General features: G+C 59.1%; 12 protein-coding genes. 6 read left to right on the top strand and 6 right to left on the bottom strand.

Going from position 1 to position 13,574, the window contains the following annotated elements; all coding sequences use genetic code 11:
• Positions 1-17: 17 nt before the first annotated feature.
• The 4 genes from HQL44_00125 to HQL44_00110 all read left to right on the top strand — a co-directional run bounded on the left by HQL44_00125 (position 18) and on the right by HQL44_00110 (position 3,224).
• Positions 18-800, top strand: coding sequence for an enoyl-CoA hydratase (locus tag HQL44_00125; GenBank protein MBF0266973.1), 783 nt, complete (start codon positions 18-20; stop codon positions 798-800).
• Between the two features lie 215 nt (positions 801-1,015).
• Positions 1,016-1,321 carry an STAS domain-containing protein gene (locus HQL44_00120; GenBank protein ID MBF0266972.1) on the top strand — a complete coding sequence of 102 codons (306 nt, stop codon included), beginning with the start codon at positions 1,016-1,018 and terminating at the stop codon, positions 1,319-1,321.
• A 41-nt stretch (positions 1,322-1,362) separates the two neighbouring features.
• Positions 1,363-2,040, top strand: a complete 678-nt coding sequence (locus tag HQL44_00115) for an ATP-binding protein (protein ID MBF0266971.1) — start codon at positions 1,363-1,365, stop codon at positions 2,038-2,040.
• A complete protein-coding gene (locus HQL44_00110) occupies positions 2,037-3,224 on the top strand; it encodes a fused response regulator/phosphatase (GenBank protein ID MBF0266970.1) in 1,188 nt (395 codons plus the stop codon). The genes HQL44_00115 and HQL44_00110 overlap by 4 nt, the downstream gene beginning before the upstream one ends.
• Positions 3,225-3,295: 71 nt before the next feature.
• Here the strand turns inward: HQL44_00110 and HQL44_00105 are convergent, their stop codons facing one another.
• The 6 genes from HQL44_00105 to HQL44_00080 all read right to left on the bottom strand — a co-directional run bounded on the left by HQL44_00105 (position 3,296) and on the right by HQL44_00080 (position 12,304).
• Positions 3,296-4,603: a hypothetical protein gene (locus HQL44_00105; GenBank protein MBF0266969.1), complete on the bottom strand. Its 1,308-nt coding sequence runs from the start codon at positions 4,601-4,603 to the stop codon at positions 3,296-3,298.
• Entirely contained in the window at positions 4,578-5,102 is a 525-nt protein-coding gene (locus tag HQL44_00100) for a PAS domain-containing protein (GenBank protein ID MBF0266968.1), read from the bottom strand. The genes HQL44_00105 and HQL44_00100 overlap by 26 nt, the downstream gene beginning before the upstream one ends.
• Before the next feature lie 350 nt (positions 5,103-5,452).
• The gene (locus HQL44_00095; GenBank protein ID MBF0266967.1) at positions 5,453-7,552 is read right to left on the bottom strand and encodes a HAMP domain-containing protein; all 2,100 of its coding nucleotides are present in this window, start codon (positions 7,550-7,552) and stop codon (positions 5,453-5,455) included.
• A 108-nt stretch (positions 7,553-7,660) separates the two neighbouring features.
• Positions 7,661-10,933: a PAS domain S-box protein gene (locus HQL44_00090; GenBank protein MBF0266966.1), complete on the bottom strand. Its 3,273-nt coding sequence runs from the start codon at positions 10,931-10,933 to the stop codon at positions 7,661-7,663.
• Positions 10,934-10,998: 65 nt separating this feature from the next.
• The gene (locus tag HQL44_00085) at positions 10,999-11,841 is read right to left on the bottom strand and encodes a fructosamine kinase family protein (protein MBF0266965.1); all 843 of its coding nucleotides are present in this window, start codon (positions 11,839-11,841) and stop codon (positions 10,999-11,001) included.
• Positions 11,816-12,304, bottom strand: coding sequence for a low molecular weight phosphotyrosine protein phosphatase (locus HQL44_00080; GenBank protein ID MBF0266964.1), 489 nt, complete (start codon positions 12,302-12,304; stop codon positions 11,816-11,818). Before HQL44_00080 ends, HQL44_00085 begins: the two co-directional genes overlap by 26 nt.
• Before the next feature lie 49 nt (positions 12,305-12,353).
• On the opposite strand from HQL44_00080, the gene cobB reads away from it, so the two are divergent.
• The gene (cobB, locus tag HQL44_00075; protein MBF0266963.1) at positions 12,354-13,079 is read left to right on the top strand and encodes an NAD-dependent protein deacylase; all 726 of its coding nucleotides are present in this window, start codon (positions 12,354-12,356) and stop codon (positions 13,077-13,079) included.
• A complete protein-coding gene (locus tag HQL44_00070) occupies positions 13,076-13,519 on the top strand; it encodes a MaoC family dehydratase (protein ID MBF0266962.1) in 444 nt (147 codons plus the stop codon). The genes cobB and HQL44_00070 overlap by 4 nt, the downstream gene beginning before the upstream one ends.
• Positions 13,520-13,574: the final 55 nt, after the last annotated feature.

Raw genomic sequence — 13,574 nt, 5'->3', positions numbered from 1 at the left:
GGAGAAAAGGAAACGCCATGACCGACGCACCGATCCTGCTACGTGAAGACAATGACGGCATCGCCCGCCTGACCTTGAACCGCCCCCAGGCCCGCAACGCCCTGTCGCTGGCCCTGATCGACGCCTTGCAAAAGGAGATGGAGGCCATCGCCAAGGACAAATCGATCCGCGTCGTGGTGCTGGGCGCCAATGGTCCGGCCTACTGCGCGGGCCACGACCTGAAGGAAGTGCGCGCCACCCCCACCAAGGCCGCCTATCAGGACTTGTTCGACCGTTGCTCGGCGGTGATGCTGTCGATCATTCGCCTTCCCCAACCCGTGATCGCGCGCGTCCATGCCATGGCGACCGCCGCCGGATGTCAGTTGGTGGCCTCTTGCGACCTGGCCGTGGCCGTCGATCACGCCAAATTCGCCACTCCCGGGGTGAATATCGGCCTGTTTTGTTCAACGCCCATGGTCGCCCTATCTCGCAACGTGCCACGCAAGCAAGCCATGGAAATGCTGCTGACCGGCAATCCCATTCCGGCCCAGCAGGCCCTGTCCATGGGGTTGATCAATCGCGTGGTGCCCGAAGACCGCCTGGACGAGGCCGTGAACGAACTGGCCCAATCCATCAAGGCCAAATCGCCCTCGACCCTGGCCATCGGCAAAGAGGCCTTCTACCGCCAGATCGAGATGGATTACGACCAAGCCTACGCCTATGCCGGGCAGGTCATGGTCCGCAACCTGGAAACGCGCGACGCCTGCGAAGGAATCGACGCTTTCATCGAAAAACGCCCCCCCGTCTGGCAAGGATGCTGATTTCGGTGACCGCAATCTTGCTTCATGTGTTATGCTTCCCTTGGCGTGCAGATAAGGGCCGATTTTAGTCAAATTGTCGCCATTTCTTTTTGTTTACTTGGCCTTGATACGCCGTAAAATCTTGACAGGGGATGAAGCTGATCGTCTGATATCCCAAGTCGCCTGCGTTCCGGTCGTGCCGGAGCGCGAACCGGTTTCAAGAGGGAGCGTTTGAAATGGAACATACCGTGCGGTCCGTAGCCGAAGGAAAGGAAGTCGTTCTGACCGGCCGCCTGACTTTCGCCGATCACAATGGATTCAGGTCGATCATCGCCATGTTCCAGGAACCGGGAAACAAGCGCTTCGTCCTTGATCTTTCCGGCGTGGAATTCATCGACTCCGCCGCCCTGGGCATGGTTCTGCTGGCCCGCGACACTGCGATCAGCAAGGGCGTCAGCCTGATTCTGAAGGGCGCCAAGGGGCAGGTGAAGCGCATCATGGAAGTGGCGAAGTTCAACAAACTCTTTGCAATGGAAGATTGACCCCTAGCGTGATGACAAGACCACTCCTAGCGATAGCGGGCGTGGGACGGAGCGATGTTGAAGAAATCGCTGTTCGCAACGGTTATGCGCTGACGGACAATCTGGAAGACGCCCTCGTCGTGGCGGCCGCCTCCCCCAGCCGGGAAGACATGCTGCGCTTGATGGCGACAGAGCCGCCCTACGCGCTGATCGAAACGCCCGTTCCCCAAAGCGCATTCAGTCTGCGGCTTTCGCGCGCGATTGAGATGCGCGGGCTTTACATGTCTTTGAGCACCGCCACCGCCTTTCAGGTTGATCTGACAAGCGTGCTTTGCTCCATTTGCAGCCATCGCCTGCCTCTAAGCGAGGAGCGGCGCTACGATATCGAAACGGCGGTCGACGAGGCGCTTTCCAATGCCATGGTGCACGGCAACCTGGATATCGCCAGCGTGCTGCGCAACGACCCCGCCGACTTCGAGCTATATTGCGATTTGGTCAATGAACGTCTGGTGACGCCGCTTTACGCCAACCGGCGGATTGAAATTTTGGCGACTTGGACTCAGGAGAGCCTGGATATTGAAGTGCATGACGAAGGGCGCGGCTACGACATCAGCAATTTTAGCGCTCCTCCGCAATTGGAAGCCAAGTGTGGTCGGGGTTTCACTCTGATCCGCAGCTTGGCCAGCAACGTCACCATCGCCGAGCACGGGCGCAGCCTGACCATGAGCTTCGCTCCATGACAGCTTTAAACGCCGTTTCCAGCAAGACCGACCTGAAAAACACCCGTGTTCTGATCATCGACGACCAGGAGCCGAACCGCAAATTGCTGGCCGCCCTGGTCACGTCGATGGGGGTTGGGTTCATCGAACACGCCAAGGACGGCGTTGAAGGACTGGCCAAGGTCGAGAGTTTCAAGCCCGACCTTATTTTGCTCGACATCATGATGCCCAACATGGACGGTTTCGAAATGTGCCGCCTGTTGCGCAAGAACCCCGAATGGCGCGACATGCCGGTTCTGGTCAATACGGCGCTTTCCGAACCCAGGGAACGGGTGGAATGTTTCGAAGCCGGGGCCACCGACATGGTGGTCAAGCCCATCAATGCGCCGGAAGTCCTGGCCCGCGTGCGCATTCACCTTGAAAACCGCCTGTTGGTGGGCACGCTTCGCCAGTATCACGAACGGGTCGCCCAGGAATTGGCGATGGCCAGCCAGATGCAGCGCTCGTTGCTGCCCGACCCGACATGGCTTGCCACCCTGCCCGCCACGCTGGGGCTAACCGTCGAATCGCGCTTTGAAACGTCGAGCGAGCTGGGCGGCGATTTCTGGCATCTGCGTTCGCTGGAAGACGGTCGTCTTGGTCTTGTGCTGGCCGATTTCTCGGGCCACGGAATCTCGGCCGCCTTGAACGCCTTTCGTCTGCACACCCTGTTCGACCAGCATCCGCCGGGACTTGATCCCGCGAAATGGATGGCCGAATTGAACAACGCCTTGAAGCCTCTGCTTCCCGTTGGCCAGTTCGCCACCGTTCTTTACGCCATTTTCGATATGAAGAACAATCGCATCGATTACGCGGCTGGCGGAGCGCCCTCGCCCATTCTGATGATGCCCGGGCAAGAACCTGTCTTGATGGATGCCAGCGGCATTTTCCTGGGCGCCATGCTGGATGCCGATTATGAGAACATGTCCATTGATTTCCCAGAAGGCGCGCAGATCCTTCTTTACAGCGACGCCCTGACGGAAGACCTGGACAAGGACGAGTTGATGCTGGAGGAAAGCGGTTTGATGGAACTGGCCAAGGCAAGCCAGGGCGAAGCCATGCCGCTAGAGTATCTGATGAGCCGCTTCGAGAGCCGCTTCCCGCCGCCTTGGACCGATGATCTGACCGCCATCTGGATTCGCCATTCCGGTCGCAAGAACGCTTGATTTTAGAAAACGAAAAGGCGGAGCAGTTGATTGCTCCGCCTTTTGTCTTGCCGTCGGGATACGAACGCAGGTTACAACTTGTGCATTCTTTCCATGAACTGATCGACGCTGCCCGCCAGATCGTCGGTTTTGCCATGCAGGTTCTTGGCGGCGACGAACAGGTCGTTGGCCGCCATCTGGTTGTCCGACGTCGCCCGCGTAATGTCGGCGATATGGCTGGACACATCGCGGGTTCCCGCCGCCGCCTGTTCGACGCTGCGCGCGATTTCGCCGGTCGCCAGCGACTGCTGTTCGACCGCTTCCTCGATGCCGTTCGACAAATCGTGAATCTCGCCGATGGTCGAGCCGATGCGCTGAATGCCAGTCACGGCGTCGGTCGTAGCGCCCTGCACGCTGCCGATCAGTTGCACGATTTCCTCGGCCGCCTTGGCAGTCTGGTTGGCCAGATGCTTGACCTCGTTGGCGACCACGGCGAATCCCTTGCCCGCCTCGCCCGCCCTGGCCGCCTCAATCGTCGCGTTCAAGGCAAGAAGATTGGTCTGGCTGGCGATGTCGTTGATCAATTGCACCACTTCGCCGATGCGCCCCGCTGCGCTGGAAAGGCCGCCGATCATGTCGTTGGCCTTGCTGGCCTCGGCCACGGCGGCCTGGGCGATCGCCGTCGATTGCGCCACCTGGCGGCGCACTTCGGAAATCGAAGCCGCCAATTCTTCGGCGGCCGCCGCCACGGTTTGCACATTGCCAGCGGCGGAATCGGCGGCCTGGGCAACCACCGACGAACTGCGGCTGGTGTCTTCAAGATTGCGGCTCATGGAACTTGCCTGTTCCAGCATGCCCTGCACATCGACGCCGACGCCCTGCACCACGGTGCGAACGCTGCCCTCGAAACTGTCAGCCAGTTTCTGCGAGGCTTCCAGCTTGCCGTGCATGTGATCAATGGCCGAATTGATCAGATTGGCGGCATGAAGATAAGCGCCGCGCAAGCCGGTGGGGATGATCTTGCGGAACAGCTTGTCTTGGCTGACATACATCATCGAGGCCGCCGCCTCGCGCAAATAGGCGTCAACGATGTCCAAGACATTGTTGATGCTGTGCAGCATGTGGCCGAACTCGCCCGCCTCGCGAATGTCGATGATGCGCGATTCCATATTGCCCTTCGCGGCCTCGTCGCAGACCTTGGCCGTCCAGCGCACCATCTTGTCGGCGCGACGCAGCCAAATCATGGCCGGAATGCCAAGCGCAATCGCGCCCAGCTCGAGAAGCAGGCTGAACTCGATCTCCTGCTTGATCGCCAGACTGTAAAGCGCGTCCAGCGCGATCAAGACAACCGCCGCCGCGCCCGCGAACAGCGATTTAGAGAGTGAGGACAAATTCTTCATAGGTCGTCCCCTTGTCTTTCAGAAGATTTACCACCGTATTCAAGGCCGCGTTCATGCCTTCCTTGCGATCGGAATGCTTGTTCTCGATCTCGATCAGCGTCCGGTACAGGCCGGAAACGGCATTGACCGCTTCCTGACGCGCTTTGCGGCGGTTCGAATGATAGCCGATGATGGCGCCGTTATTGTCGAAGGTCGGGGTGACATGGGCAAACACCCAATAATGCGCCCCGTCCTTGGCCAGATTGACCACATAGGCGAAAATCTCGTTGCCGCTCTCCACCGTATCCCACAGGAGCTTGAAGACGCAGCGCGGCATGTCGGGATGCCTGACCAGAGAGTGTGGCTTTCCAAGCGCCTCTTGCTCAGTGTAACGGGCAACCTTGCAAAACACCTCGTTGACGTAGGTGATGCGGCCCTTCAGGTCCGTCTTGCTCACAATGAATTCATCTTCAGGGAATGTGCGTTCGATCCCTGAAGGCGGAATTTTCAAACTCGCCATAACTTCCCTCCATCACTCCGGACCGGCCGGACTGAACCCACAAGATGATGGGTCATTTTGCAGCGCAACGCAATCGACCTAATCAAGAAGACGAGAATATTCGAGCAACTTTGTCGAGGCTAAGGGGGATTGGTTAAAGATGTCTTTAATTGCGACATGATGCGACCAACGACAACCGCCTTGAAGGCGGAAACATCATGTAAAATAAACCGTTAGGTTGTTTATTAGCGCAACTGCATGTGGCGGGCGGGAGCTAATGTGAAGCGACTCGACTTGGCGCGGGACGCAAAAAAACGGCTGAAGGAACCTTAAAGGTCGCCTTCAGCCGTGATCATTCTTAGCAGTTGTCCTCATTCTTTCAAATGGGCGATGAAGCGGCCAACGTCGGCGCGCAGATGCTCAGACTGTTCGGACAATCCGCCAGCCGCCTCCAGCACCTGCGAAGCGGCATGGCCGGTTTCGGTCGATGCCTGGGTGACGCCGGAAATGTTCGACGACACTTCGTTGGTGCCCGCCGCCGCCTGCTGCACGTTGCGGCTGATCTCGCCGGTCGCAGCGCCTTGCTCTTCCACTGCCGAAGCGATCGCCGACGAGATTTCACTGATCCGCCCAATGGTGGTGGTGATTCCCTCGATGCCCTGAACCGCCGTCTGGGTCGCGGACTGAACCGACGTGATCTGGGCGGCGATTTCATCGGTCGCCTTGGCAGTTTGGTTGGCGAGGCTTTTGACCTCGTTGGCGACCACGGCGAATCCCTTGCCCGCGTCGCCCGCCCTGGCCGCCTCAATCGTCGCGTTCAAGGCGAGCAAATTGGTCTGGCTGGCGATGTCGGTGATCAGGTTCACCACTTCGCCGATCTTGCTGGCGGCGAGGGCCAAACCCTGCACCATGCCATTGACGCGGTTGGCTTCATCCACCGCGTTTGCCGTGACCTTGGCCGATTCCTCGACCTGACGGCCGATCTCGCTGATCGAACTGGACAGTTCCTCGGCCGCCGCCGCCACGGTTTGCACATTGGTCGAGGCTTCGTCGGAAGCCGCCGCCACGGCGGTGGCTTGGCGCTGCGTCTGCTCGGACATGGCTGCCAGGGACTGGGCCGAAGAATGCAACTCGGTCGCCGAGCTTGAAACCGCGTTGACGATGCCCATGACGCTTTCTTCGAAATTGTTGGCCATGTCGATCAGGGTCTTGCGATGGTCCTCTTCGGCTTGATGTTTCAGCCGCTCCTGCTCGGCCTGCATCTGCTCGACCTTGATCAGGTTCTGTTTGAACACTTCGACGGCGCGGGCCATTTCGCCCACTTCGTCATGATTGGCGGTATAGGGGACATCGACGGTACGCTGCCCATCCTTCAATAGGGTCATGACGCCGGTAATCGCCCCGATGGGATTCGATATGCCGCGCGCGATCATGAAACCACCCCCAGCGATCAGGGGAATGCCCACCAGAGCGACGATCATGATCACCCATTGAAGGTGGATGATTGCAGCAAAAGCCTCGTCCTCGTCGATCTGCGACACGACGCCCCAAGTCAGACCATCGAACTTCACAGGGGCGTAGCTGACCAGGGCATGGTCGCCGGTGATGTCAAGATGCACGCCTTTGCCCTGCTCGCCGGCCAGTGCCTTGTCTGTATAGGGAAGGGAAATTTCATGCCCCAAGACCAACGTCGGGTCTTCCTTCAGCAGGCCCGCTATCGTCGAGCGTAAGGTCGTCTTGCCCGCTGACTTGCCGATCAGGTAGGAACTTCCCGTCTCGCCCATGCCGGTTCGCTCATTGGCCATGGCTTCCAGTTGAACCACGGGGATGCGAAAGGCGACCATGCCGATCGCTTGGCCGGACGGATCGTGAATCGGAGCGCCCATGAAGCCGGTGTACTTGTTGTCGTTGGGGGCGTAGGGCTGGAAATCGACGACCTCGAATTTCTTTGACTCCCGCACCTTCTTCCAAAGCGATGCCAAAGGCGATTCGCGCAGCGGATTGCTGGCGTCAAGGCCGATATTCTGACCAAGATCAGCCCCCTTCTGCGACGTATACATGACATGGCCGTGCGCCAAACAGATCATGTACAGTTCGTCATAGCCGTTGGCCTTGGCGTATTTCGCCAACGGGGCGCCGAACTTGTCCCATATCTGTTTATATTCGTCCTTGGCGACGTCATAGGGGCCGTCGGGCGGCGTTTCGATCTTCACATGATATTGACGGAAGGCCTCGTAGGCGGTGTAGACGAATTCGGCATCCGCCAGATTCTCGGCATCCTTGCGCGTCCGGGCCAAAATGCGCTCGGCCTGACCCTTCTTGAATTGATTGATGGCGTCCAGGCTGGAATAGGCTTGTCCCTCAAGCGCGGTGCTGCTGCTGTTCAGCGCCAGACCGCCCACGATTGCGAAAGGAAGAAGGCCGACCAGAAGGAACGCGGCGATCAGTTTCGGCTTCAGACGAAGGTTCATGACCTCCTCCTCTCTCTAGGATTTTTGTTATCAGGCATGGAAGGATTATAGCAGGATCAACTGCGGAAATACATAACCAAGGCGTATTTTGCGAATCTCACATGACAGTCATGCGTTCGCCAAACCCAACGGCAAGTTGAATATGAACGATGCCCCCTGACCTTCTATGGACTCAACGCGGATATGTCCGCCATGTCGCTCGACGATTTTCTTGCACAAGGCCAAGCCGATCCCGGTGCCGGGATAATCGCCTCTGGTATGCAACCGCTGAAAGATGATGAAGATGCGCTCGTAATAGGCCTCGGCAATGCCGATGCCGTTGTCCGCGATGCGAATCTCCCATCCCTCGCCCGTTTCCTTGACCGTGACGCTGACTTCGGGCTTGCGGTCGGGATGACGATATTTGACGGCGTTGCCGATCAGATTCTGAAACAAGCGGACCAATTGAGCGGGGTCGCCAACCACTTCCGGCAAAGGTTCGACGGTGATCGTCGCACCGCTTTCGCGCTTGATCACGGACAGATTCTTCAAGGCGTCCTCGACGACGCGATTCAAATCGACAGCGATGAAGGGATCGTTCTTCTGATTGACCCTGGAGAATTCCAGCAGATCCGTGATCAGCGCCTGCATGCGTTTGGCGCCCTCGACGGCGTAGGCGATGTATTCCTTGGCGTCCTGATCCAACTTTTCGCCATAACGCCGATCAAGAAGCTGAACGTAGCTGGCGATCATGCGCAAAGGTTCTTGCAGATCGTGCGAGGCGACATAGGCGAATTGCTCCAACTCGGCGTTCGAGCGCGCCAATTCATGCGCCATGTCGTTCAGGCGCGTCTCTGCCTGTTTGCGGCTTGAAATGTCTTGTGTGCTGATCAAGGCGCATTCGGCGCCATCGAATTGAATCAGCCGACCCGACAACAACCCCCAGAAGACGCTGCCGTCGCCACGCCGCATTCTAGCCTCGATCCCCGTCGCCATGCCATCGCGGCGCAACTGCTCGATGAACGCCCTGCGGTCTTGCGGATCGGCGTAAAAATCGTAAGACGACTGGCCGGTCATGTCCCTGCCGCCCAGGCCAAACAGCAGATGCGCCGTTAGATTGGCGTTCACCACCACGGCTTCGTCCAAACGGCTGATCACCAGGGCCAGAGGAACGGAATCGACGATCAGGCGCAAGCGCCCCTGTTCGTTGCGCATCGCGTCTTCGGCCATTTTTTCCGCCGTGATGTCGGTCAGCAAGCCGTATGAGCCGATGAAATGGCCCTTTTGGTCGAAGATGGAAGTTGCATTGACGCGGGTGTGGACAACGCGCCCCGCGGCGGAAAGATAGGCCATTTCAAAACGACGATCTGCCACCGAACGACGCTCGACCATGACGTTCAACATGCGGCCTTCCCAACCGGGCGCCATGAAGTCGCGCGGCGTTCGCCCCATGATCGACGCTTCGTCCACGTCAAGCATGGACAGCAAGGCGGGATTGACGGCGATCGTGCGTTCGCTGGCGTCAAGTTCCCAATAGCCTTCGGACGACATGGACAAAACGCGCGCGATGCGCGCTTCAGTGTTGCGTCTGGCTTCCTCGGCGCGTTCGCGTTCCGTCACGTCGATCAGATAGCCCAGATAGGAAACCACCCTGCCCTGGGCGTCGCGCTCGACCAGCGTGCGGTCGTCGACCCAGCGTTCCTCGCCGTCGCTGGGCCTGACCAAACGATAGCGCTGTTCGAACATATCCTGGCCCTGGGCCGCGAAGCGCGAGACTTCCGAAGCCACACGACCCAAATCATCGGGATGAATCAGATTCATGAAGGGCAGATCACCGGAAAGCAAGGCGCCGGGCTGGCAACCGAATTGTGACACGTTGGGCGAGACATATTCGACCGGCCATCCCATTTCGGCCCGCCAGCGAAACACCACGACGGGTCCGGCCACGAACAGGGCGCGCTCGGCCTTCAACGTATCCTCGGCTTGACGGTGGGGGGTAACGTCAATGCCGACCGCCACCAGATAGCGCAAGGGCTTGTTGGTTTCCCGCACGGCGGAAAGGGTCCAGTTGATGATGCGCCGCTCGTCGCCTCTGACATGTTCAGCTTCCAGAACCAGCGGTCCGCCGCCCGTTTTTAAGGAGGACAGGCTCCAGGCGAAGGCCGAGCGTTCAAGCGGGGGCAGGAACAGCCCGGCGAAGGTTCTGTTCACCAGATCGTCTGGATTCAACCCGGCAAGAAAACCGGCTGCCGGATTCGAACGCACGACCACCCCGTCGCAATCCAGAGTCAGAATGGCGGCGGGGCTGGCGGTCAGCAGGGCGGTTGCGTAATCGCGCTCGCGCTCAAGCTCCTCACTGCGCAACTTGGCTTCTTCAGCCGCCCTGGCCCTGGACGCCAGCAAGAACCAGGCCGTCAGGGCCATCAGAAAGGTTGCAGCGACGCCCGCCGCCAGAATGACGACGGCGCGGCCCGTGCGGATGGTGTCTTCAAATTCCGGATGCGAGGTAAAGGAGAACAGCCAAGTCCTGCCGCCGATGGTCCGCAAAACATCATGCTGGTAATGTTCCGACTTCTGAAGATGATGTTGCGTAGCCGCCTTGAACAACAGCGTTTCCGGAGCTTTCTCCAAGCCGTCATAGATGGCGATGTCAGCCATGCCCTTGACCCTGACGTGAACCGACCACATCAGTTGCGGAATTGAAATGCCCGCCGCCACCCATCCCCACAACTGGCTGCGCCGCAGATCGACCGTTTTGGGCAATTCCGCCGACCGGTAAAGCGGCAGGTACATCAGCAAGTCGGAACCGCTGGCCCCAGGCGTGATCAATGTCGTCTTTGCCGTGACGGCGATTTCGCCGCTGTCGCGCGCTATGTCGGCTGCCGTCTTGCGGTCTTCGCGGGAAGAAACGTCAAAGCCGACGGCCCGGTAAACACGCTCGGGTTCGACCATGTAATTGACGTAATATTCCTCTTTCTCGCGTTCGGGATAAATCTTGAACTCGGGCCATTCGCGCCGCGCCATGGCCAAAAAATCGGCCTTTTCTGAAAGGGAGACGCGCTTGACCAGGGCAATGCCGGAAACGCCGGGGAAGTTGTTGTCAAGGTCCAGCGCCTCGACATAGCGCCGCCATTCGTCACGCAACAATTGATTGGAATGTCTGTGAATGCCCGCCGCCGAGCGCAGCAGTTGCGCATACAGATTGAATTGCGCTTCGATCTCGCCCGCGACGATTTCCGACTGCATGCGAAACAAAGACTTGGCGCGCCGCTCCTCCTCGTGGAGTTCGTGAACCCACAGGAGCGCCGTCATTCCCAATGCCAGAAAGCCGATCGCGAACAGCCACAATTTGCCGTGTCTGGACAGGCTTTCCGGCGCCATGCCGGTTCGTGCTTCTGTCATGACCCCTTCGCTCGACAGCCGTGCCAGAGTAAGGCATTGAGACAAAAGGAGCAACCGGCCAAAAGTTATACGTCGAAACGATCCAGATTCCTCTCGACCTGTCCCAGATAGCCCGCTCCAAACAAGCGCACATGCACCAATAGCGGATACAGATTGTATAGATCACGCCTGATTTCAAAGAAGTCGGGGGAGATGGAACGGATTTCGCCGTATCTCCTAAAAAAAGTAGGGCCAAAGGTGCCGAACAATGTGCCGAAGGCCAGTTCGATTTCGGGATGGGCAAAATAGATGGCCGGATCGACAAAGCCGCATACCCGGCCTGACGCCGCCAAAATATTGCCGCCCCACAAATCGCCATGGATCAGCGAAGGCCGCCTGGGTTCTTCGATCCAATGATCGAGATTAGCCGCCAGTCTTTCAAGACGGCCCAACATCGCCCCCGGCAAAGCGCCTTCTTGGTGCGCCAGACGCGCCATATGCAGCAATCGCTGGTCGCGGAAGAAATCAAGCCAGCGCTCGCAAGGTTGATTGGGCTGGGCAAGCCCGCCAATCGGCGTATCGCGCTCCAGACCGAATTCCGGTGCCGTAAAATCATGCAGCGTCGCCACCAGTTCGGCGCAATGCGTCTCGGCGCTTTCGTCCATGCCGTTGGATTCAGCCTCAAGGCATGTCATGACCAGCAAATCCGGTTCCGCCAGCAGAACGTCGGGCACCGGCAGTTTTCCCTTCAGGAAGGAAAGCATCCAACCTTCGGCAGCCAAGCCATCTCCACCTTGCTTGACCACCACGCTTCGCCCATCGGACAGCTCAAAGCGCGCGACCTTGGCGACGCAACCGCCCGCAAGCGGCCGCGTGGAAACAACGCGCGCGCCCAGCGCGCTTTCAATCCGCAAGTTCGGATTGGACATGCGCCAACAAGCCATGGCAGGCCGCCTCGATCAGATCGAGCACATGATCGAAACCGCCAGCGCCGCCGTAATAGGGATCGGGCACGTCGATGACGTCCATCTGAGGGGCGAAGCTCATGAACATGCGGATACGATTTTTCGTGGAATCGGGGGCGGCTTGCAGCAGCGACCTTTCATGCTCGCGGTCCATGGCCAGCAACAGGTCAAAATCAGCGAAATCAGAGGCGCTAACCGCCCTGGCCCGCAAATTGGCCAGGTCGTAGCCTCGCTTTTTGGCCGTTTCCTGGCTGCGCCGGTCAGGCGCCTCGCCCGCGTGAAAGCCCGATATGCCAGCAGAATCAACCCGTACCCGGTCGGCCAAGCCCGCCTTCGCCACCAGACGCCTGAAAACGCCGTCGGCGGTCGGCGAGCGGCAGATGTTTCCCGTGCAAACGAACAAAACCCCAAAGCTGGATTTGGCCATGCCGCTTTCCCTTTACGTCAAACGCGCCCGGACGGTATCATGCCCGGCAATGAAACGCATCGTCATCCTGACCGGCGCGGGGATTTCCAAGGAATCCGGGTTGGATACCTTCCGTGACGCGGACGGCATCTGGTCGAAGGTGCGCCTGGAGGACGTGGCGACGCCCGAGGGGTTTGCCGCCAATCCCAAGCTGGTCCATGACTTCTACAATGCTCGTCGCCGCCAGTTGCAAGACCCGGCCATCAAGCCCAATCCGGCGCATGAGGCGCTGGCCCGGCTGGAACGGCATGACGACTTCAGGGTTCTGACGGTGACCCAGAATATCGACGATCTGCACGAGCGGGCAGGCTCGAAAAACGTGATTCACATGCATGGTGAAATGCTGAAGACGCGTTGCGGCATGTGTGGGTCGGTTCTGGGATGGACGCAAGACATCGAAACCCGCACCCCCTGCCCGGCCTGCGCCCGCGAGGGCGGCCTTAGGCCCCATGTCGTGTGGTTCGGCGAAATGCCGCTTGAGATGGAGCGCATCTACGCCGAACTGGCGGCCTGCGACCTGTTCGTCTCGATCGGCACATCGGGCAATGTCTACCCCGCCGCCGGTTTCGTGGCCGAGGTGCGCAGATTCGGCCAAGCCCATACGGTTGAATTGAATCTGGAACCTTCCGAAGGGGCCAGCCGTTTTGCCGAACGCATCCACGGCCCGGCCAGCCGGATCGTGCCCGACTACGTCAATCGACTGCTCACAAAACAAGAGAAGGAGACCGCAACATGAGCGCCATCGACATCAAGGACCTGCAAGGATTCGACTTCGACGAGATCAAGCCGGGCCAAACGGCTATCTTCGGCAAGACCGTGACCGAGGCCGACATCCTGACTTTCGCCGCCGTCTCGGGCGACACCAACCCCGTTCACCTGAACGAGGATTTCGCCAAACCCACCATGTTCAAGACCCGCATCGCCCACGGCATGCTGTCGGCCGGATTCATATCCACCGTCATCGGCACCAAATTGCCCGGCCCGGGTTGCATCTATGTCAGCCAATCTTTGCGTTTCAAGGCTCCGGTGCGCATCGGCGACACGGTGACCGCCAGGGTCGAAGTGACGGAACTGATCCCCGAGAAGCGCCGTTTGAAGCTGAAAACCACCTGCCATTGCGGCGATACGGTGGTCATCGATGGCGAAGCCGAGGTCCTGATCCCCAAAAGAGGGTGATTTCAGGTAATAATCTTTCAAATCCCGTTGCGTCCCGGCTTGGCATCGGATAACC

Source organism: Alphaproteobacteria bacterium (genome assembly GCA_015231795.1).
GTDB lineage: Bacteria > Pseudomonadota > Alphaproteobacteria > Rhodospirillales > WMHbin7 > WMHbin7.
This window is presented reverse-complemented; position numbering and strand designations above follow the sequence as displayed.